The organism is Pseudomonas sp. B21-051 (assembly GCF_024748795.1).
Taxonomy (GTDB): Bacteria; Pseudomonadota; Gammaproteobacteria; order Pseudomonadales; family Pseudomonadaceae; genus Aquipseudomonas; species Aquipseudomonas putida_A.
On sequence record NZ_CP087166.1, the window covers coordinates 4,457,036 to 4,476,598 of the forward strand.

Annotated in this window: 19 protein-coding genes; 9 read left to right on the forward strand and 10 right to left on the reverse strand. The window is 56.3% G+C overall.

Going from position 1 to position 19,563, the window contains the following annotated elements; genetic code table 11:
• Nucleotide 1 precedes the first annotated feature (1 nt).
• From LOY52_RS20000 to acs, 4 genes are all read right to left on the reverse strand, one after another.
• Nucleotides 2-700 carry an ABC transporter permease gene (locus tag LOY52_RS20000; protein ID WP_003227285.1) on the reverse strand — a complete coding sequence of 233 codons (699 nt, stop codon included), beginning with the start codon at nucleotides 698-700 and terminating at the stop codon, nucleotides 2-4.
• The gene (locus LOY52_RS20005) at nucleotides 697-1,386 is read right to left on the reverse strand and encodes an ABC transporter permease (RefSeq protein ID WP_003227287.1); all 690 of its coding nucleotides are present in this window, start codon (nucleotides 1,384-1,386) and stop codon (nucleotides 697-699) included. Before LOY52_RS20005 ends, LOY52_RS20000 begins: the two co-directional genes overlap by 4 nt.
• Nucleotides 1,387-1,477: 91 nt before the next feature.
• A complete protein-coding gene (locus LOY52_RS20010) occupies nucleotides 1,478-2,251 on the reverse strand; it encodes an ABC transporter substrate-binding protein (protein WP_027612633.1) in 774 nt (257 codons plus the stop codon).
• A gap of 726 nt (nucleotides 2,252-2,977) precedes the next feature.
• Nucleotides 2,978-4,933 (reverse strand): acetate--CoA ligase, encoded by a 1,956-nt coding sequence (acs, locus tag LOY52_RS20015; RefSeq protein ID WP_258675719.1) that lies wholly within the window; start codon nucleotides 4,931-4,933, stop codon nucleotides 2,978-2,980.
• A gap of 417 nt (nucleotides 4,934-5,350) precedes the next feature.
• On the opposite strand from acs, the gene LOY52_RS20020 reads away from it, so the two are divergent.
• The 3 genes from LOY52_RS20020 to LOY52_RS20030 all read left to right on the forward strand — a co-directional run bounded on the left by LOY52_RS20020 (nucleotide 5,351) and on the right by LOY52_RS20030 (nucleotide 8,147).
• A complete protein-coding gene (locus LOY52_RS20020; RefSeq protein WP_108589286.1) occupies nucleotides 5,351-5,611 on the forward strand; it encodes a DUF2790 domain-containing protein in 261 nt (86 codons plus the stop codon).
• A 564-nt stretch (nucleotides 5,612-6,175) separates the two neighbouring features.
• Entirely contained in the window at nucleotides 6,176-7,426 is a 1,251-nt protein-coding gene (locus LOY52_RS20025) for a ribonucleotide-diphosphate reductase subunit beta (protein ID WP_003227292.1), read from the forward strand.
• A gap of 496 nt (nucleotides 7,427-7,922) precedes the next feature.
• Complete coding sequence (locus LOY52_RS20030; RefSeq protein WP_258675720.1) at nucleotides 7,923-8,147, forward strand: DUF2188 domain-containing protein; 225 nt, start codon at nucleotides 7,923-7,925, stop codon at nucleotides 8,145-8,147.
• 88 nt (nucleotides 8,148-8,235) lie between these two features.
• On the opposite strand, the gene LOY52_RS20035 is transcribed toward LOY52_RS20030, so the two are convergent.
• The 3 genes from LOY52_RS20035 to dcm form a co-directional block, all read right to left on the reverse strand.
• Entirely contained in the window at nucleotides 8,236-8,664 is a 429-nt protein-coding gene (locus LOY52_RS20035) for a very short patch repair endonuclease (RefSeq protein ID WP_258675721.1), read from the reverse strand.
• Nucleotides 8,665-8,774: 110 nt separating this feature from the next.
• On the reverse strand, nucleotides 8,775-9,995 hold the full coding sequence (locus LOY52_RS20040; protein WP_258675722.1) for a type II restriction endonuclease: 1,221 nt from the start codon (nucleotides 9,993-9,995) through the stop codon (nucleotides 8,775-8,777).
• A gap of 174 nt (nucleotides 9,996-10,169) precedes the next feature.
• On the reverse strand, nucleotides 10,170-11,606 hold the full coding sequence (gene dcm / locus LOY52_RS20045; RefSeq protein ID WP_258675723.1) for a DNA (cytosine-5-)-methyltransferase: 1,437 nt from the start codon (nucleotides 11,604-11,606) through the stop codon (nucleotides 10,170-10,172).
• A 573-nt stretch (nucleotides 11,607-12,179) separates the two neighbouring features.
• Between dcm and LOY52_RS20050 the strand changes: the two genes are divergently transcribed.
• Both LOY52_RS20050 and LOY52_RS20055 read left to right on the forward strand, forming a co-directional pair.
• Nucleotides 12,180-12,689 carry a Bro-N domain-containing protein gene (locus LOY52_RS20050; RefSeq protein WP_258675725.1) on the forward strand — a complete coding sequence of 170 codons (510 nt, stop codon included), beginning with the start codon at nucleotides 12,180-12,182 and terminating at the stop codon, nucleotides 12,687-12,689.
• Nucleotides 12,690-12,964: 275 nt separating this feature from the next.
• Nucleotides 12,965-13,948, forward strand: coding sequence for a hypothetical protein (locus tag LOY52_RS20055; RefSeq protein ID WP_258675726.1), 984 nt, complete (start codon nucleotides 12,965-12,967; stop codon nucleotides 13,946-13,948).
• Nucleotides 13,949-13,951: 3 nt separating this feature from the next.
• Here the strand turns inward: LOY52_RS20055 and LOY52_RS20060 are convergent, their stop codons facing one another.
• Both LOY52_RS20060 and LOY52_RS20065 read right to left on the reverse strand, forming a co-directional pair.
• Nucleotides 13,952-15,142, reverse strand: coding sequence for a hypothetical protein (locus tag LOY52_RS20060; RefSeq protein ID WP_258675727.1), 1,191 nt, complete (start codon nucleotides 15,140-15,142; stop codon nucleotides 13,952-13,954).
• 63 nt (nucleotides 15,143-15,205) lie between these two features.
• Nucleotides 15,206-16,021, reverse strand: coding sequence for a sulfite exporter TauE/SafE family protein (locus LOY52_RS20065; protein WP_258675728.1), 816 nt, complete (start codon nucleotides 16,019-16,021; stop codon nucleotides 15,206-15,208).
• Between the two features lie 112 nt (nucleotides 16,022-16,133).
• On the opposite strand from LOY52_RS20065, the gene LOY52_RS20070 reads away from it, so the two are divergent.
• The 3 genes from LOY52_RS20070 (at nucleotide 16,134) to LOY52_RS20080 (ending at nucleotide 17,587) form a co-directional block, all read left to right on the forward strand.
• Entirely contained in the window at nucleotides 16,134-16,901 is a 768-nt protein-coding gene (locus tag LOY52_RS20070; RefSeq protein ID WP_258675729.1) for a helix-turn-helix domain-containing protein, read from the forward strand.
• Between the two features lie 93 nt (nucleotides 16,902-16,994).
• On the forward strand, nucleotides 16,995-17,309 hold the full coding sequence (locus tag LOY52_RS20075; protein ID WP_258675730.1) for an XRE family transcriptional regulator: 315 nt from the start codon (nucleotides 16,995-16,997) through the stop codon (nucleotides 17,307-17,309).
• 11 nt (nucleotides 17,310-17,320) lie between these two features.
• Entirely contained in the window at nucleotides 17,321-17,587 is a 267-nt protein-coding gene (locus LOY52_RS20080; RefSeq protein WP_258675731.1) for a helix-turn-helix domain-containing protein, read from the forward strand.
• 36 nt (nucleotides 17,588-17,623) lie between these two features.
• Here LOY52_RS20080 and LOY52_RS20085 read toward each other — a convergent pair whose 3' ends face one another.
• Complete coding sequence (locus LOY52_RS20085; RefSeq protein ID WP_258675732.1) at nucleotides 17,624-18,679, reverse strand: MBL fold metallo-hydrolase; 1,056 nt, start codon at nucleotides 18,677-18,679, stop codon at nucleotides 17,624-17,626.
• 216 nt (nucleotides 18,680-18,895) lie between these two features.
• Between LOY52_RS20085 and LOY52_RS20090 the strand changes: the two genes are divergently transcribed.
• On the forward strand, nucleotides 18,896-19,504 hold the full coding sequence (locus LOY52_RS20090) for a TetR/AcrR family transcriptional regulator (RefSeq protein ID WP_258675733.1): 609 nt from the start codon (nucleotides 18,896-18,898) through the stop codon (nucleotides 19,502-19,504).
• The last annotated feature ends 59 nt before the right edge of the window (nucleotides 19,505-19,563 follow it).

Below are 19,563 nucleotides of genomic sequence, written 5' to 3' on the forward strand. Positions count from 1 at the left end.
ATCAGTGCTTCCGCGGGGCCAGGTAGCTCAACCAGCGGCGCTCGGCCAGCTTGAACAGCTTCACCAGAATGAAGGTCAGGCACAGGTAGAACACGCCAGCGGTGATGTACGCCTCGAACGGCAGGTAATACTGCGCGTTGACGGTACGGGCCGCACCGGTGATGTCGATCAGGGTCACGATGGACGCCAGACTGGTGGTCTGCAGCATCATGATCACTTCGTTGCTGTACTGCGGCAGCGCCCGGCGCAGGGCCGATGGCAACAGAATGCGCTTGTACAGTTTGAAGCGCGACATGCCCATGGCCTTGGCGGCTTCGATCTCGCCGTTCGGCGTGGCCTTGAGGCTGCCGGCGATGATTTCGGCGGTGTAGGCGCTGGTATTGATCGCGAACGCCAGGCACGCACAGAACGTCGCGCTGGACAGCCACGGCCACAAGAAGCTTTCACGTACCGCTTCGAATTGCGCCAGACCGTAGTAGATCAAAAACAGCTGCACCAGCATCGGCGTGCCGCGGATCACGTAGGTGTAGAGCCACGCGGCGCCGTTGACGATCGGGTTCTTGGAGACGCGCATCAGGCCCAGCGGCAGTGCCGCCAACAGACCGAACAACAGCGACAGCGCGAGCAGTTTGAGGGTGGTCAGCAGGCCGCCGAGGTACAGCGGCATGGCCTCCCAAATGACGTTGTAGTCGAAGATCATAGATCAGCCGCCCTTACGCCTACCGAGTAGCGCTTCTCAAGGTGACGCAGCGCCAGCAACGAGACACTGGTGATCACCAGGTACATCGCCGCCACTGCGAGGAAGAAGGTGAAAGGCTCGCGGGTGGCATCTGCCGCCTGCTTGGCCTTGAACATCATGTCTTGCAGACCGACCACCGAAATCAGCGCGGTCGCCTTGGTCAGAACCAGCCAGTTGTTGGTGAAGCCAGGAATCGCCAGGCGAATCATCTGCGGCACCATCACCCGGAAGAACACCTGAAAACTGCTCATGCCGTACGCCATGCCCGCTTCAGCCTGGCCCTTGGGGATCGCCATGAACGCACCGCGGAACGTCTCGGACAGATATGCACCGAAAATGAAACCGAGGGTGCCGATACCGGCGGCCAGCGGGTTCAGGTCGATGTAGTCGTCATAGCCGAGCATCGGCGCAACGCGGTTGAGCAGGTCTTGACCGCCGTAGAAAATCAGCAGGATCAGCACCAGGTCGGGAATCCCGCGGATCACCGTGGAATACAGATCGCCCAGCCACGCCAGCCAGCGAATCGGCGACAGGCGCAATGCGACCCCGATCAGCCCGAGAACGATGGCCAGGGCCATGGACGACAAGGCGAGCTGAAGCGTCAGCCATGCGCCATCGAGGATGACAGCCCCGTAGCCTTTCAACATGATTCAGGTCCTCGAAAGTTGGGATGAAAAAATGGCGCAAACCGCAGAGATCCTGTTGCTTGCGCCATTTCTGACTTGTCGCAGAGACGTGTTACTTGCCGTAGATATCGAAGGCGAAGTACTTGTCCTGGATAGCTTTGTATTTACCGTTTTCACGGATGGCCGCGATGGCCGCGTTGATCTTGTCTTTCAGCGCGTCACCCTTGCGCACCGCGATGCCTACGCCGTCGCCGAAGTATTTGACGTCGGTGAACTGCGGGCCAACGAAGGCGAAGCCTTTGCCGGAATCAGTGTTCAGGAAGCCGTCCTGCAGCAGGGTGGCATCAGCCACGGTACCGTCGAGGCGACCGGCGGCCACGTCGAGGTAGATTTCGTTCTGCGAGCCGTATGGCTTGATCTCGGCACCCAGCGGGGCCAGGACTTCGCGAGCGAAACGCTCGTGGATCGAACCACGTTGCACGCCGATGTTCTTGCCTTTGAGCTCAGACAGGTTGTCGCTGACAACGGTACCTTGCTTCATGACCAGACGGGCCGGGGTGTTGTAGTACTTGTTGGTGAAGTCCACGGACTTCTTGCGGTCTTCGGTGATCGACATGGACGACAGGATCGCGTCGATCTTGCGCACTTTCAGCGCCGGGATCAGACCGTCGAACTCTTGCTCGACCCACTGGCACTTGACCTTCATTTCTTCACACAAGGCGTTGCCGATGTCGTAGTCGAAACCGACGATGCTGCCATCCGGCGCTTTGGAAGCGAACGGAGGGTAAGCCGCTTCGATACCGATCTTCAGAGGTTTTTCATCAGCGAAGGAATTCAGCGACAGCACGGACAGTGCCAGGGCGCCAAGCAGCACAAGTTTCTTCATCTTGGGACTCCATCGGTAAAGGGCAAAAACGGCAGAGTGAGCGACAGCCCAATATGCGAATGGGTGAATCGGGAAAGCGGTGCAGCATCGGTGGGAAATTTCCCATTGAAACCCTCGGGGTTTCAACGTCAGCCACGATGAGCGAGTGATCGGCATTCTAACGACAGGCCCGAAGCCGATATTTCTTCAATGCGACAACTAATTACAGATGCACAGAGAAACCCGCTTGAGCACATTGACAGCCTTGCAAATTCATGCAATAGCGAAAGACAGTGAACCGATCTATGCTGCAAATTGCGGGCCTATTATTCGCAAACCCTTCTAATCCGGCAAGCGCAGCGTTGTGTCTTATTTTTCACCGGGGTTTTTGAGGCTCTAAAACGGGGCGTTGCGTTTCCCTTCGCCCCGGTTTGACGCGGGCGGTTACACATTCGGTTACGTGGAAAGCAGGCGGTAACAGCGGGAAATGTCTTACGGGGGAAATCGATAATTATTGGTGGGTGGGGCCTGCGTTCCGACAGCGGGCTACACGGGCGTCAGCCAAGTTGCCTTCGCGAGCAGGCTCGCTCCCACAGGGTTCTGCATTTTGTCTGAAGGTACTCAGTCAAACTGTGGGAGCGAGCCTGCTCGCGAAGAGGCCAGCCCAGCCCCCACAAAAACTCCAGATACAAAAAAGCCCCACCCGGCATACACCGGACGGGGCTTTGTTCTTTTCAGACGTTCTACTTAAGCCACATTCATCGTCTTGTGCGTATCAATCAAATGCTGCACCACACCCGGATCCGCCAGGGTCGAGATATCCCCCAACCCATCGTACTCAGCCGTCGCAATCTTGCGCAGAATCCGCCGCATGATCTTGCCCGAACGGGTCTTCGGCAGCCCCGGCGCCCACTGGATCACATCCGGCGAAGCAATCGGGCCAATCTCTCTGCGCACCCAGTTTTTCAGTTCCAGGCGCAGTTGCTCGCTTGGCTCCTCGCCGTTTTTCAGGGTGACGTAGACATAAATGCCCTGCCCCTTGATGTCATGCGGCACACCGACCACCGCCGCTTCGGCGACTTTCGGGTGGGCGACCATCGCGCTTTCGATCTCGGCGGTGCCCATGCGGTGGCCGGAGACGTTGAGCACGTCGTCTACGCGCCCGGTGATCCAGTAATAACCATCGGCGTCACGCCGCGCACCGTCACCGGTGAAGTACATGCCACGGAAGGTCTTGAAGTAGGTGTCGACGAAGCGGTCATGGTCGCCATACAAGGTGCGCGCCTGACCCGGCCACGAATCGAGAATCACCAGATTGCCCTCGGCCTCACCCTCGATGATGTTGCCGAGGTTGTCGACCAGCGCCGGTACCACACCGAAGAACGGACGTGCCGCCGACCCCGGCTTCAGTGCATGCGCCCCCGGCAGCGGGCTCATCATGTTGCCGCCGGTTTCGGTCTGCCACCAGGTATCAACGATCGGGCAACGCGACTTGCCGACATTCTTGTAGTACCAGTCCCAGGCTTCCGGGTTGATCGGCTCACCCACCGAACCGAGCAGACGCAGGCTGCTGCCATCAGCGCCCTCAACAGCAGCGGTACCCGAAGCCATCATCGCGCGGATCGCGGTCGGTGCGGTGTAGAGGATGTTGACCTTGTGCTTGTCGACGATCTTCGCCACCCGGGTGATGTCCGGGTAGTTCGGCACGCCTTCGAACAGCAGCGTGGTCGCGCCATTGGCCAGCGGGCCGTAGACGATGTAGCTGTGGCCGGTGACCCAGCCGACGTCGGCGGTGCACCAGTAGATTTCGCCTGGACGGTAGTCAAACACGCGCTCATGGGTCATCGCCGCGTACAGCAGATAACCGCCGGTGGTGTGCTGCACGCCCTTCGGCTTGCCGGTCGAGCCGGAGGTGTAAAGAATGAACAGCGCTTCTTCGGCGCCCATCTCTTTTGGCGCGCAGACGGTGCCCGCCACTTTCATCAGGTCTTCGTACCAGATGTCGCGATGCTGGTTCCACTTGATGTCGCCACCGGTGCGCTTGCACACGATGACTTTCTGGATGCTGCTGGTTTCCGGATTGGTCAGCGCGTCGTCGACGTTGGCCTTCAGCGAGATCTTCTTGCCGGCACGGATGCCTTCGTCAGCGGTGATCACCACTTTCGATTTGCAGTCGATGATCCGCCCCGCCAGCGCTTCCGGCGAGAAGCCGCCGAACACCACCGAGTGAATCGCGCCGATCCGGGTACAGGCCAGCATGGCGACCACGGCTTCGGGGATCATCGGCATATAAATAGTCACCACATCGCCGCGGTGCACGTCCTGACCACGCAGGGCGTTGGCCAGTTTGCAGACTTGTTCGTGCAGTTCGCGGTAGGTGATGTTGCGGCTTTCGGAAGGATCGTCGCCTTCCCAGATGATCGCGATCTGATCGCCGCGCTCGGCCAGATGACGGTCGAGGCAGTTGTAGGAAACGTTCAGGGTGCCGTCGGCGAACCATTTGATGTCGACATGGTGATCGTCGAAAGAAGTCTGCTTCACCGTGGTGAAAGGCTTGATCCAGTCAAGACGCTTGGCTTGCTCGCGCCAGAAACCGTCAGGGTTGACGACCGACTGCTGGTACATGGCTTTGTAGGTCGCCTCGTCAGTCAGCGTATTGGCCAGAACCTCGGGACGAACGGGATACAGAGAAGCCGCACTCATCTTTCTTACCTCGGTGGAATAGTTGTTTTTGTATGACCCCGTTGTAGCCGGGCCGGCCCCATAGAACCATTCGACGATGGTTGTAGGAGCTGCCGCAGGCTGCGATCTTTTGATCTTGCCTTGCAAAATCAAATACGAAAGATCGCAGCCTTCGGCAGCGCCTACAAGGGTTGGGCGGTGTTTTGTGTGGATTGTTACCAAAACCGCGAAAAGTGTTTATCAAAACCCCACCTGTTTACCCCCACCCCACCTCCCTAAAATCCGCATCGCCGACAAGGCAAACGCGATTAACAACGTTACAGCCCCCACGAAGGCCGTTAATCCAGCTCTCAAGCAATAACTGCAAACGATGAAGTTCCACACGCAACCCTAAAAAGGTTGCATGACCCCACTCGACCTCAAAAAGGTAAATCTGAAATGAAAGCTTTATTGGTTCTGGCCCTCAGCAGTCTGTGCGCAACCGCCATGGCAGACGAGGTCCCGACTGATGTCGCACAGCAACAACCGGTGATCGAGGAATACACTTACTCCACTCACCTGGACATCGCCAACGTAGTGTCCATGAGCGAAGTTCCAAACGTCTGCGAAGTTGTCCCGATGAAAATGGAATACGACGACTCCAAGGGTCAGCGTCATATCCTGCGTTACAGCGTGATGGGTAACGGCTGCACCAATTGATGATCGAGACTGCACCGAATCGGACCACTCAGCGTCTCGTTTGAGGGTCGATTCCAGCCCGACTTCGGTCGGGCTCAGTTGTGTCTGGAGTCGCTCAAAAGGGTTGCAAAACACAAGATATAGTGAAAAACCCGGTTTTTTGCTCATTTCTTGAGCAACCGAAGCCTAGCAAAAAAATTAATGAAAAAAAATTCTCGCAGGCCAATCCCAGCGAAAGCCCTGTAAACCCTCGCTCCAATCGAAATCACCCGGCCAATCGAACGGCCTGCGGTGTTTCGCCCTCCCCCACGCCCGCGTTTTTTTCCCTATAATGCCGCCCTAATCGGGTCAGCAATATTCCCTTACAGGGATCAAAGCCATTCTGAAGCCCCGCAGCAGCCCAAACGCTGATCTGCGCCCGTCAGAGGCTCTCGGAAACCCGTACAAAATTCTGTTTTATTGCCTGCCTTGGCTGCCGCAAAAAACGATTCCTTAAGATCCAACGCGGTCTGTACGACCGTGTGAAAAACCAACCAATCAGGTTTCACACGGGGCGACAGGCCCTCACGCAGGAGACGACACGTCATGCTGAGCTGGGACGAATTCGACAAAGAAGACAGTGAAGTAGCAACCGTGAAAGGCGCCAACGCCGGTCACGCTACTGAAGCCAACATGGACCGCCTCGACAGCGCCGGCGGCGCCGCAGCGCTGGAAGCCCGCGCCGTGACCGCCGACGACTCGGCCGCCGTGGCCCGCGCCAAGGCCGCACTGGATTCCCTCGACGTCGCCGAAGGCCTCGCCGAACTCGAAGGCGCCTCCGCCCGTGTCGCCGTTGACGAAAAGCGCATGATCAACTGCCGCGCCGACCTTAACCAACTCGTGCCATTCAAGTACGACTGGGCCTGGCAGAAGTACCTGGACGGCTGCGCAAACCACTGGATGCCGCAAGAAGTCAACATGACCGCCGACATCGCCCTCTGGAAAAACCCGGAAGGCCTGACCGACGACGAGCGCCGCATCGTGATGCGCAACCTCGGCTTCTTCTCCACCGCCGACTCCCTGGTTGCCAACAACCTGGTGCTGGCCGTGTACCGCCTGATCACCAACCCGGAATGCCGCCAGTACATCCTGCGCCAGGCGTTCGAAGAGGCGATCCACACCCACGCTTACCAGTACTGCATCGAATCGCTGGCCATGGATGAAGGCGAGATCTTCAACATGTACCACGAGATCCCGTCGGTCGCGAAAAAGGCAGCCTGGGGCCTGAAATACACCCGTTCGATCTCCGATCCGAAGTTCGAAACCGGCACCCCGGACACCGACAAAGAACTGCTGCGCAACCTGATCGCCTACTACTGCGTTCTGGAAGGCATCTTCTTCTACTGCGGCTTCACCCAGATCCTGTCCATGGGCCGCCGCAACAAAATGACCGGCGTCGCCGAGCAGTTCCAGTACATCCTGCGCGACGAATCCATGCACCTGAACTTCGGCATCGACGTGATCAACCAGATCAAAATCGAAAACCCACACCTGTGGGATGCCGAGATGAAAGAAGAAGCGACCCAGATGATCCTGCAGGGTACGCAACTGGAAATCGAATACGCGCGCGACACCATGCCTCGCGGCGTACTGGGCATGAACGCGGCGATGATGGAGGACTACCTGAAGTTCATCGCTAACCGTCGTCTGTCGCAGATTGGTTTGAAGGAAGAGTACCCTGGGACGACTAACCCGTTCCCTTGGATGAGCGAGATCATGGACTTGAAGAAAGAGAAGAATTTCTTTGAGACGCGGGTTATTGAGTATCAGACTGGTGGTGCTTTGAGCTGGGATTGATTTTCTGAGTGCGCAGCCTGAAACATCGACGCGGTTGTCAGCCCTTGATGTTTTTTTGTGAGTTTGAAATAGGTCAGAATGAGGCCGCTGCGATTGGGATTAGCGGCTTCAGTTTGACGTATCTGGCAAACGGCAGCTGCTAACCACTCAGCATTTAGCACAGAAGTAGCTACGAGTAGCCTCGGCGTCTGCTTTCGAGAGATTGCGGAGAAGATGAAGGGGCAAAAACAAGAAACCCACAGCAACCGTTGGCGCGGATGCTGTGGGTCTTGACCGTACTGGTGAACAAAGCCCACTCGTACGGGCCGTAATCGGGGTAGCCCACAATCACGAAAGCATTTGGGAAATGCGGGGCGTGATTATGGACGACCTTTGAGCGGTGTCAACGGCTGATCGTCGGAGATTGGGTTTCGTACGAAATCTTATTTCCATAGTAAATCGGCAAGCTAGGCAATTTTGCCAAAGCTTGGACATCCACATTGCGAGGACTTTTATCATGCCCAAGAAAAATCAGCATGTAGTTCCACATGGAGACGACTGGGCCGTCAAAGGCGCGGGCAACTCGAAAGCAACAAAAGTTGTGAACACGCAAGCAGAGGCTATTCAGCTCGCGCGCGAGATCGCAAAGAACCAAGGCAGCGAAATGTTCATTCACGGACAGAATGGGCAAATTCGAGAGCGCAACACCTACGGCGATGACCCGTTTCCTCCCAAGGGCTAATCGCACCGGCTCAAGGACGAGCCGATTTCTAGCTACATAACCTCCAATGTTCATCGAACTGACCCAACCATCTCCGCCTTCACCATCATCAAACTGATTGGTCCAGAGCGATAACGCGTAATTTCTCCGCCAACCCCTCCAAAGTATAGGGATCGTTCTTGAGAAAGCATTCCCAAACTATCAGAACATGCCAGCCGGCAGATTCCAGAGCGTCGATGTTGGCTAAATCTCTGTTTACATTCTTCTGAAATTTTTCCTCCCAGAATTCATGGCGTGTTTTCGGAGTAGTTGCGTAAACGCACCCCGGATGACGATGCCAGAAGCATCCATGGACGAAAATGCAGACTTTCAGACGGGAAAGTACAAGATCTGGCTTTCCAGGAAGGTCTTTCCGGTGGATTCGGTACCGATAACCTCGCGCATGCAGGAATCTTCTGACCTGCATTTCCGGGGCGGTATTCTTTCCGCGAATACCGGACATCATTCTGGAGCGAGTTGACGAGTCAACTATGTCCATGCCAACTCTCCTAGAAACCTCGTTGCCAATCAAGACTCAGCTAATAACCTTATGCGTCGAGAAGAGACGCGGAACGAGCATCCTCTATCCCCCCTCGAAGGCATCATTGATCAGGTGTGTAGTCGTATATCTTTAGCTTCCACAATAAAGTCATTCAGCGTCATAAGCTTTTCACGCACCTCATCTGGGTATTTCGTATGCAGTGGCTTAGGAACCACTAACTTTACGTTCGCGTCCTTCATCTCTGCGAATTGATGAGGAGAGACGCCCTCCTGAAGCGTAAAAAGGTGAATCTGCTCCACTCTGTTGGCTTCATTCAAAACCTGACGCCAGCGGTCTTTGCACGTTGTCTTGACAGCCAGCATTCGCAGATTCTGTTCAGGGTACGCGGGGTCATGATAGTCAGCACATGAAGGGAAGATAAAATCTGGCCGCTTGTTACCTTCAGTTCTGCACTGGGTACTAAATTGCTCAAGTCCGAACTGTCGAAATAGATGCTCGAGATGTATCTCTAAAGATCTTCCAGACCTCGATTTACGCCTATTGCTGACCGAGTTCGCCACCTGCATGAACTCGTCTACGGAACCGAACCCCTGTTGAACTCTGTGCAGAATATGGAGTTCTTCAATCTGGCGGAACAGTTTGTACTCGCTGTCACGCCTTTCAATGATGAGTTCATCGGGTGTTGTCTTGCCGAAACGAAAAACCGTGGGAAGGTAGGCAATAATCTCCTCGCCACTTGGGAACCTGTCTTCCCAAAGTGGAGGAATCACAACATGGCTAGGCTCTTTATCTGATCCAGCAGCGAAGCCAGCAAACAACCGGTCCCCTCTGTCAAAAAGTGAGCTGCCGGGAATCACTTCGCCGATCTTGCTCTCGACGAACTCCTCCTCCTCCAATCCTTTGCAGATCCAGATATCCAAAAATTCGGAATCTCTGCCCAAATGGGGCACATGAAAAGCAAAAATTGCTAAGGCACCAGTATTCTCGGGATCTTGGGCAGGACTGTTTCTAAAATCTGTATTCCATCTAGTCAATCGATGTTCGTTGCGTGACCCAGGGCCTTCGAAATGACGATTGTTGTAGTAGATGCCCCTCAGCGTTTGCTCTGGAAGACCGTGTGAGGTGATCCGTGCTGTCAGACTGCAATCAGGATTCTGAGAACAGGTGCTTGAAATGGACGGTAGCGCTGTCGCTACAACAGCTTTGGGCACATAAATACCTACCCCGTTGCCCCCCGTTAGCCCTGTGTCATTGGCTGATAGACGCTTGATGAATATCCACCATTCGTCTCGATTCTTGTCTTCAATCCATTGGGAAAAGCTAGTCATGGGTAAGGCCGCTGAACAATTGATGAGTCGAAATTAAAGTGTTTCCGACAGGTTCGCAGAATTGCCTTTCCGAGAGAAGCCTCAAACGGAGGGATAATGCAATGACCCAAAGCCCTGCAACTGGTGTCAGGACTTTGCGCATCTAATCATCGAGAGCGAAGGCGATAAGACTGATTACTCAGGAAGAGTAAATTCCAGCTGTGGTCGCTCCTTGTCAGCAGTTTTTTCCTTTGCCGCCAAAATGCGTTCCTTCATCAACCGAGCCACCGCCTCAAAAACGGGGACTGCCACTGAGTTACCAAACTGCCGATACGCTTGGGTATCGGAGACAGGAATCACAAATTTGCTTTCCCCCGGCTTGTCAAAACCCATCAGGCGCGAGCACTCATGCGGAGTCAATCGGCGCGGGCGATTGAGCTGATTCAATTCACTGTTGAAATCCAAGGTATCCACAAACCCGCGGTCAACCAGGATTTCCGAACCATCCTTGTGATATCTCGCCGAAAGCGTACGAGCAACATCGTTTGGACGGGTAAGACCAAAGCCAAAACCATTACCCTTTTCGCGATGTTTCTCGGCATATCGGTAGAGGTAATCCCAGAGCTTCGGAGTAAGGATGTATTTTTCGTCCACATCCTTATCGAGCAGATCACCGAAGCTAGGTCGCTGCTTTGGTATGTGCTTGCTGATGTCACGCAGGGTGAACCCTTGGTGAACATTCAAGTCACGACGGAAACCGACCAGCACTATTCGCTCACGATGCTGAGGGACAAAATGCTTGGCATCAATGACCTTCGGGTCTGAGCCTTTCGGTGCGTTAACGTCTGCAACCTCATAGCCCAGTTCATCCAGCGCTTCGCAAATGATCCGGAACGTATTGCCCTTGTCATGGCTTTTCAGGTTTTTCACGTTTTCCAGCAAGAATGCGGCCGGGCGTTTCGCGGCAATTATCCGCGCCACATCGAAAAACAGAGTGCCTTGGGTCTCACACTCGAAACCATGTTTGCGTCCCAGAGAGTTCTTCTTGGAAACACCCGCAAGCGAGAACGGCTGGCATGGAAAACCCGCCAACAGGACGTCGTGATCAGGAATTTCGCGATCAATATTCTTGTACGCTTCTTCGTCGCTGACCTCGGGCTTGTCCGAAAGCGTGACCGAGCGGATGTCGAGATTGAAGCGGTGACGAGCCGGATCGCAGAAGTGGTTGGCCTTGTAGGTCTTGACCGCGTACTTGTTCCATTCGGACGTGAACAGGCACTCGCCGCCGATGGCTTCAAACCCTTTTCTGATACCGCCGATACCGGCAAAGAGATCGATAAAGGTGAATGAAGGTTTGTGGTTCAAACGCTTGGGCAGCAGATCCTTGAGGCGAGTGAACTCAATGTGGGAAAGCTTCGGCGAAGCCTTGCCCTTGATCCATCGATTGATGGTTTCACGGCACCAATGACTCGGGCTCACATCGTTGAGAATTTCGGCCAACTGCCCTTGGTCGTAGATCTCCAGCAGCTTGTGCAGTAACGCAAGGTCGGTAACAGGATGGGTATCAGGCTCATAAGAATCCGAGGTCGTTTCGCTCAAGGATTCAAAAGATGCTGTTTCAAAAAGATTCATGAGCCGGAATTTCCTCTGGGTCAAAGCTGTGACGAATGGTCACCATTCTAGCCCTAGAAACTCCAAAGTAAATGAAATTTCCCGTAATCCGTGAGATCAGTCATGGCGACACGGGTTGGGTGAATTGGAAGAACAGCGGCGACCAAATACTGGATATAAACACAGCATAATTTACTCTGCGCCATTGTCCAGATTTCGTTTTACCTCACGATAAGTAGGAAAAGTCGCTGGTTGACGACCATCCCTGTTCCCCCTACCCTCAGCTCCGAGCCTAAGAAACTCTACAAACCAGAGCGGCCCTCCGCACCCGACAGTCATGCGGCTTTTTTTCGTCTGCGGTTTTTCTACGCCTGCGAAAAGTCCCGTTATGTCGGGAGTGGGCGAATACAAGACCCGAAAGGGGAATATGTCCGGCCCGTCTCTGGTGGGTTTCTTAGCTCCCGACACCCTAACGAATGCCCTAAGAAAGCAGCCAGAGGTAAATGGAAATGCCTGAATACTCAGCCTTCATGATGAAGGTGAATCGCTGTACCCACCGTTCGAATCCCGTGCTTCCAGGTCTGGAGGCATGCCATGTCTGAACCACTTTTCCCGACTCGTTTCACCCGCAACAAAACCCATCTGCACGCCCTGCTGGTTGAGAACCAGGCGTGGTTCTGCGTCCAAGAGCTGGGCCGGTTGATGGGCAAACATCTTGATGAACGCCAGTTGCGCAAACTCGACGCTGATCAGCGTCAGATGATGTGCGTGGAAACCTATGGCGAAGCTGAGGAACACATGATGGTGAGTGAGTCCGGCGTGTATGCACTGCTGATCTATCACTACTGTCCTGAGTATCGGCAGCTTCGTGAGTGGCTGACGCATCAGGTCGTGCCTGCGCTGCGTGATGCTCGTCCGGCGCGCTCGGTTGAGCGTCCGACGTTGAGTGTTTTGAGTTGGCCGCAGATGTCGCTGAGCACTTTGCATTGGCAGGACGAGCCGTGGATTCGGTTGCGGGATATGCCTTGTTTGCTGGCGGAGGATCCGTTCAATCGACAAGAATCCTGGTGGCGTAGGGCCTCGCGATTGTTGCGTGGTTGCTGATGGTTTAAAGATCCGCTGTTTGAGGTTCAAGCAGCGGTTTTTTTGTGCCTCAAAATGCTTGGGGCTGCTTCGCAGCCCAGCGGGAGCAAGCTCCCTCGCCACAGGGGTGATGTGCTGCCTGCAGTGGCGGGGTGAGGATTGAAATCTGGTTGATGCCTGGAATCGTCAGCAGGATGGCTCCCACAGATTCCGCATCATCCTGAAAACAATCAGTGCAACCCGCGCCGCCTCCCGCTATTAATACCCCTCCCCCACTCAAGGATCCGAGCCCCGCCATGAAATTCGATCTCGCCTACTGCCTCAGTCTCGACGACAAGTTGTCGATCTATGACGTTCGCGATCTCAATTTTGATGAGACGGTGGCGTTCGATTCTGCGAAGGAGCATTTCCAGTGCCCCAACGACGCCTGTCGTGCGGCGTTCGATGCGTCCAACGAGTTGGGCACGTTCAACGCCAAGAACGTGAATTACGTGCGTACACCGCACTTTAAGAATCTACCCGCGACGCAGCATGTGGCGGGTTGTCCGTATGTGAGCTTAAAGGCGTCAGCGTCCGGGGTTGAGACGGCGGATGGTGACGTGGATGACGCGCGGGAGGAGCATTTTCCGTCGGAGTTGTTGCTGACGCGGCGTGAGTATGTGCGCAAGCCTGTTGCGCCAGTGGATGCGGCGGATGTGTTGCGCGATGATCCGGTGCGGTTGGCGCAGGTGAGTTCCAGGGAGTCGCCGGGGCGTGAGACGGCGCCGGACAAGACCAGTGTGTTTGCACATCCGGTGGAGTGTTTTGTGTCGAACTTCGCCGACAAGGAGTTGCTTAAGCGCATGCCGTTGAAGATCGGCGAGCACACGGCGCCTTATGGCTCGTTCTTCAAGAAGATTGAGTATCTGATGGACAATAAAGGGCTGATTTACTGGGGCAAGATCAAGGAGATCAAGGATTACACCCAGAGTTTTCGCATTGATTTCGAGCAGAAGGTCTGGTTCAAACAGGCGGATGAGGCGAAGAAGAAGCCGTATTCGGTGAACGTCTACTTGAGCAAGAAGTTGATCGACAACTACCGCAAGCGCAAGGCGTTTCTGGAAGAGATCAAGCATGCGATCGACAGCGACAAGGAGTTGTTCTGTTTCTTCTATGGCGTGACGCCGGAGTTGAAGCAGGTGCCGAGCAAGAAGAACCCCGAACAGACGTTCGGGGTGTTCAGTGCCAACATCGAGAACCTGGATCACTTTATTGTGCGGGAGGCGCCGGGGTTGGCGTGATGGTTAGCCTTTGGGCAGTTGAAGTTCGACCGCGCCTGGGTGTTGGTTGACGACGGAGTACGGCAGGATCGACCAGTCTGGCCTGTCGCAAGAGCGTTGTACTCGAGCGAAGTAGGCGCCCAAGTAGAGGCCCTTATCAGTGAAGTACCACGGCGTAGTTCCCCAGATGCTTTCATCTGTGAAATCACAGTCGTCATCTTGCGCCGGTTTCTTCATTTCCGTGGGGTACAGAGCGGTGAATTGCTGGATGACCCAAGGCACCAGCTCTTTGCTGACATACCGATAACGCGCGTCACTCTCGGCCTCGCTCAGCGGTTTGTCGCCCAGGCTGTCGCGCTCGGCGTGTAGCAATGGTTTGCCTTCACCGACCCACAGCACATCTTCAAGCGACAGTGGGTGGCCGGTTTTCACGTCGATGTTGAGCGGGGAATCACCGAAATCCGGATGCGCGCCGCCGCAGTAGTAGCTGGTGGAGATGTTCAGGCTGACCACGGCTGGCGAGATCATTTTCGGTTCTGCCTGCTGCATGAATTCGACGTTTTCTCCGCCCCGCAGCTGGCAGCTGTGGTAACTGATGACCTCATTCCAGAGTCGCCCGAGCAACTGCTGGTTTACCCGTTGCTGATCATCTTTCGACAGTCCGGACTCCACGCTGAACAGCGAGATCTTTGTCTCAGGCTCCGTCCACCATTGCAGGTCGTAGCCCATGAAGTTTTCTTTCTTCGCCGGTTTCAGTTTGAGTCCCAGCAGGCGCAGATACTCGTAAGGCTCGTCGTATGGCAGCGCGGCAATGAACGGCAAAGTTGCGGACGTTGGCGCGGGAAGTCTGGCCTCTGCAAGTTTAACCGGCAGTTTCTTTCCCTGCGGACTTTGCCATTCACCCTGCCAGCCATTGGCAGTTTCTTCCAGCTTCAAGGTTGGCAACGGTTTGTCGTCACCATAGCGGTTGTTGCCTTCAACAAGGTTCAACGTGCTGTCCTGCAGCGAGCCACTGAGCTCCAGGTCCCGGTGATACTTCTCATAGAAGTAGCGGCCGGTAACTTCGTCCTGCTGCGTAGTGTTGAGCTCCACCACAATCGGCATCTTGCCCAGCGTACCGGTGAACACGCGTCGGCCATCTTCGGCATTGGCGGTGGAGATAAGTGTAAACAGCGCCGCAGCGTATGGCGCAAGGCGCAGCAGTCCCTTGAGCATGGATCGATCCCTGAATGAATGAGGCTGCGGAGTATGCAGAGGATGCGCGCAGGAATCGAGGCTCTACTTGAGCAGCATGCCCAGCATCACGAAGATCAGCAGCGCGATGTACACCCAAGCATGCACCCGATCCGGTATCCGCCCGATCCACGGCGTGGCCATTCGAATCCCGACCAACGACCCCAGCGTCAGCACCGCAAACGCCAGCAAATCCACATACCCGACAAACCACGCGCCCAGATCCGTCTCGCTGAAACCGGCCAGTGCCATGTAGGTCAGCGTCCCAGCCACTGCCACCGGCACGCTCAGCGGATTGGCCATGGACGTGGCCTGGGACATGCTCAGTCCGCAGCGGCGCAGGAGCGGCACGGTCATGATGCTTCCTCCTACGCCGAGGAACGTGGCGATGGCGCCGATGCCTACACCACCGGCGGATATTTCCTTGCGATCCAATCGGCGTGGGACGACGCCCTCACTGCGGGTGAGGAAGCCGCGTCTGAGCAAGCAGTCGATGATAGTCACGCCGAGGTAGGCGATGAAGGCGTAGCGGATGACCTCGCCGCTGACCCACACCGCGGCGATCGCGCCGATGATCGCGCCGAGGGCGATGAAGCCGCCGAGGGGCCACAGGTAATGGCGGATCAGGTTGCCGGCGCGGCGGTGTTTGTCGGTGGCGATCAGGGCGTTGACGATCATCACGCAGGTCGAGGTGGCGACGGCAATGTGCATGGCCGATTGGCCGATGGGGTCGTCGGCGCCATGGCTGGCGCTGAGCATGCGATAGAGTAGCGGCACGACGACGAAGCCGCCGCCGAAACCGAACAGGACGGCGGTGATGCCGGTCAGGCAGCCGAACAGGGTCAGCAGGAGGTAGAACATAGCGCGTCTTCCGGTGGTGGCGAGCGGGCGACGATAGAGCGACGTGGCTTGGCCTGCTTCAGCAACTCAGCCAATAATGTTTGCGTTTACGCCAACTACCGGGAAACGCTCGATGCGCAATGTTTCGATCAATCAGCTGGATGACACGCCGCGCCCGGTGGTGGCGATCGGTACGGATTATTCCCACGGCCATCTGTTGCCATTTCATACGCATCGACGGGCGCAATTGTTGTACGGAGCGACCGGGGTGATGCAGGTCTGCACCCATGACGGTAACTGGGTGGTGCCGCCGCAACGGGCAGTGTGGATTCCGCCGGGGGTGGCGCATGAGGTGCTGATGCTCGGCGTGAGTACGCGCAGTTTGTACATCGAGCCGGGGGCGGTGGACTTGGGTGGGCGCTGCCAGGTGATCAGCGTTTCGCCGTTGATGCGGCACTTGTTGATGGAAGCCGTGGAAGTGCCGCTGACTTATGACCTCGAAGGACGCGACGGTGTACTGATCGATCTGCTGCTGCATGAACTGGCGCGCAGCGCGCCCCTGCCCTTGCACATTCCGTTGCCGACTGACGGAAAACTACTGGCTTTGTGTCAGACCTTTCTGCTTCAGCCGAACGCTCATCAGTCGCCACAACACTGGGCCGAGCAGTTGCACATAAGCTTGCGCACCTTCAACAGACTGTTTCGGCAGCAGACCGGGTTGAGCTTCAGCCAATGGCGGCAACAGGCTTGCGTGGTGCTGGCGCTGGCGCGTCTGGCGGCCGGTGACGCGGTGACGCGGATCGCCCTGGACTTCGGTTATGAAAGCCCGGCGTCGTTCTCGACGATGTTCCGGCGCATCCTCGGACAGGCACCGTCCGTCTGGTTGGAGGCGGCGAACTAGGGCAAATCAAAAAATGCGTTTGATCTCGGCCAAAAACAACTGTACAAAAACACAGTACATTTTCAATCAGCACTCTTGAGCCCGGAGCACACCATGGCCTCTCTTGCGATGAACCACATCCTCGAACGCATTGCCCTCTTCCAGTTCACCCCGACGCACTGCGTCCAGGCCCGAGCGATGCTGGGCTGGAGCGTGGAACAGTTGTCGCGCGAGGCGGAGGTTGCGGTGGACGATATCCAGCGGTTTGAAGCGCAGCAAGATGTGGCGGATGCGGCGCGGCTGGCGTTGGCTTATCGATTTGAGGCGCAGGGGTTGGTGTTCTTTCCCGGATTTGCGCCGGGTCGCAGTGTGAGTATGGGCGCGCCATCGGATGCGGTGGGGCGTGGGGATTATGCGATGGCTGAATAAGGACGTAGAAATTGAGTGAAATCGAAGAAAGCAAAGGTTGCGTTTATAAGGATCTGGAAGGCGTGGATACGGGTGACATGCAAAATAAGGCCCGGTATGTCACACGATTGGCTGCACTCATAGAAACAGCTCCCGTGAGCAAAGCCGACGTAGCTCAAAGACTTGGTTTGAATCCGGAAAGTCTGGAAGAGATTCTCCGGGGGAAATTCCGCGACATAAACGTTTCCACGTTGGTGAGCTATGGTGACTTGATGTCGGAAAACAATCTCGAAAAATAAGGTTCGCCTCTATAGAGGCGAACCGGTTTTAACTCATCAGGCGTTCTGCACCACCCCTTCACTCTCCCCTTCAACCGCCAACCACCACGCACTCCCGCGCTGTGGTTGCATCAGGTTGAACGCCTCGCCCATTCGTGGCGTGGTGATCGAAACACTACGCTCCCACGCCAGCGCCAGAATCCGGTCAAACGGTTCATGCCAGGCGTGCATCGCCAGGTCGAAGGTGCCGTTGTGGATCGGAAATAGCCAGCGGCCCTTGAGGTCGAGGTGCGCTTGCAGGGTTTCTTCGGGTTGCATGTGCACGTGTGGCCATTCGACGTTGTAGGCGCCGGTTTCCATCAGGGTCAGGTCGAACGGGCCGTACTGTTCGCCAATGCGTTTGAAGCCGTCGAAATAGCCGCTGTCGCCACTGAAAAAGATCCGCGTGTCGCCGTCGATCATCACCCACGAGGCCCACAGGGTGCTGTTGCTGTCGAACAGGCTGCGGCCGGAGAAGTGCTGCGAGGGAGTGGCAACGAAGCGGATGCCGGCGATTTCGGTGCCCTGCCACCAGTCGTACTGGCGGACCTTGCTGGCGTCGATCCCCCATTTGATCAGGGTGTCGCCGACGCCCAGCGGGGTCAGGAAGTAGTTGGTCTTGGCCGCCAGTTTCAGCACTGCCTGGTAATCGAGGTGGTCGTAGTGGTTGTGCGACAGGATCACCGCTTCAATCGGTGGCAGCTGGTCGATGCTGATCGGCGGCTGGTGAAAGCGTTTCGGGCCGGCCCATTGCACCGGCGAGGCGCGCTCGGCGAAGACCGGGTCAGTGATCCAGAATTTGCCGCGCATTTTCAGCAGCAGGGTCGAGTGACCGAGGCGATAGACGCTGTGGTCAGGCGCGGCCAGCAGGTCTTCACGGGTCAGCGGTTGCACCGGGATCGCGGCGGCCGGTCGGGTATTGCGCGGCTTGTTGAAGATCATGTTCCACATGATCCGCAGCATCTTGCGCCCACCTTCGCGTTGCACCGGCGCATGGTTACGGAACAGCCCTTGATCCTGGCGAGAGGCTTCAGGCGTGGAAGTTTGATCCGCAGAAAAATCTGGATTGGCCATGACTGAGAGACTCCAGAAAAACCGCGCAATTCACGGTTTTTCACGGTGGGACGATAAATGGCCAAGGCACGCACGCATCAGCCGAACTGTCTGGTTTTTAGGTTGTGCGGATTAACGCAACATTACACTGGGCGGTGTAGTTTCTAGGTTGCATGAAACTGGATGACAAGTAAACTGCCAAGTGTAATTCCACCCCCTCTTAGCCAAAGCGTACTTATGACAGTTCCGAAGCGCCTCACCGACCGCAAACGCGAAGCCATCATCCAGGCGGCGATTGCCGAATTCCGGGCCAACGGGTTCGAGATCACCAGCATGGACAAGATCGCAGCCACCGCCGCGGTGTCGAAGCGCACGGTGTACAACCACTTCCCCAGCAAGGAAGAGTTGTTCGCCGAAATTCTCAACCAACTCTGGGCACGGATTACCGACGAGCAAGCCGTGACCTATCGCGCTGAACAGCCGCTACGCGAGCAACTGCTGCCCATGTTGCTGGCTAAACTGCAGATGATGGCCGATGACAACTTTCTCGGCCTGGCGCGGGTGGCGATTGCCGCCACCATCCATTCCCCGGAGCGCGCGCAGGACATGGTGGCGCGCATGGGCGAGCGCGAAGAAGGCCTGACGGTGTGGATTCGCGCGGCGCTGGCGGATGGTCGACTGAAAACCGTGAACGCAGAATTCGCCGCGCAGCAGGTGCAAGGGCTGTTGAAGTCGTTCGGTTTCTGGCCGCAGATTTCCATGGGCCTGCCGCCGCTGGATGCAGACACGCAAAAAGCCGTGGCCGAGTCGGCCATGGAGATGTTTCTGGCCAGATACCAGCTCTAAACCGGCCCTCTCCTGCGCCCCGCCACGATTAAATGGCTCGGAAGGACACTGATTATTCC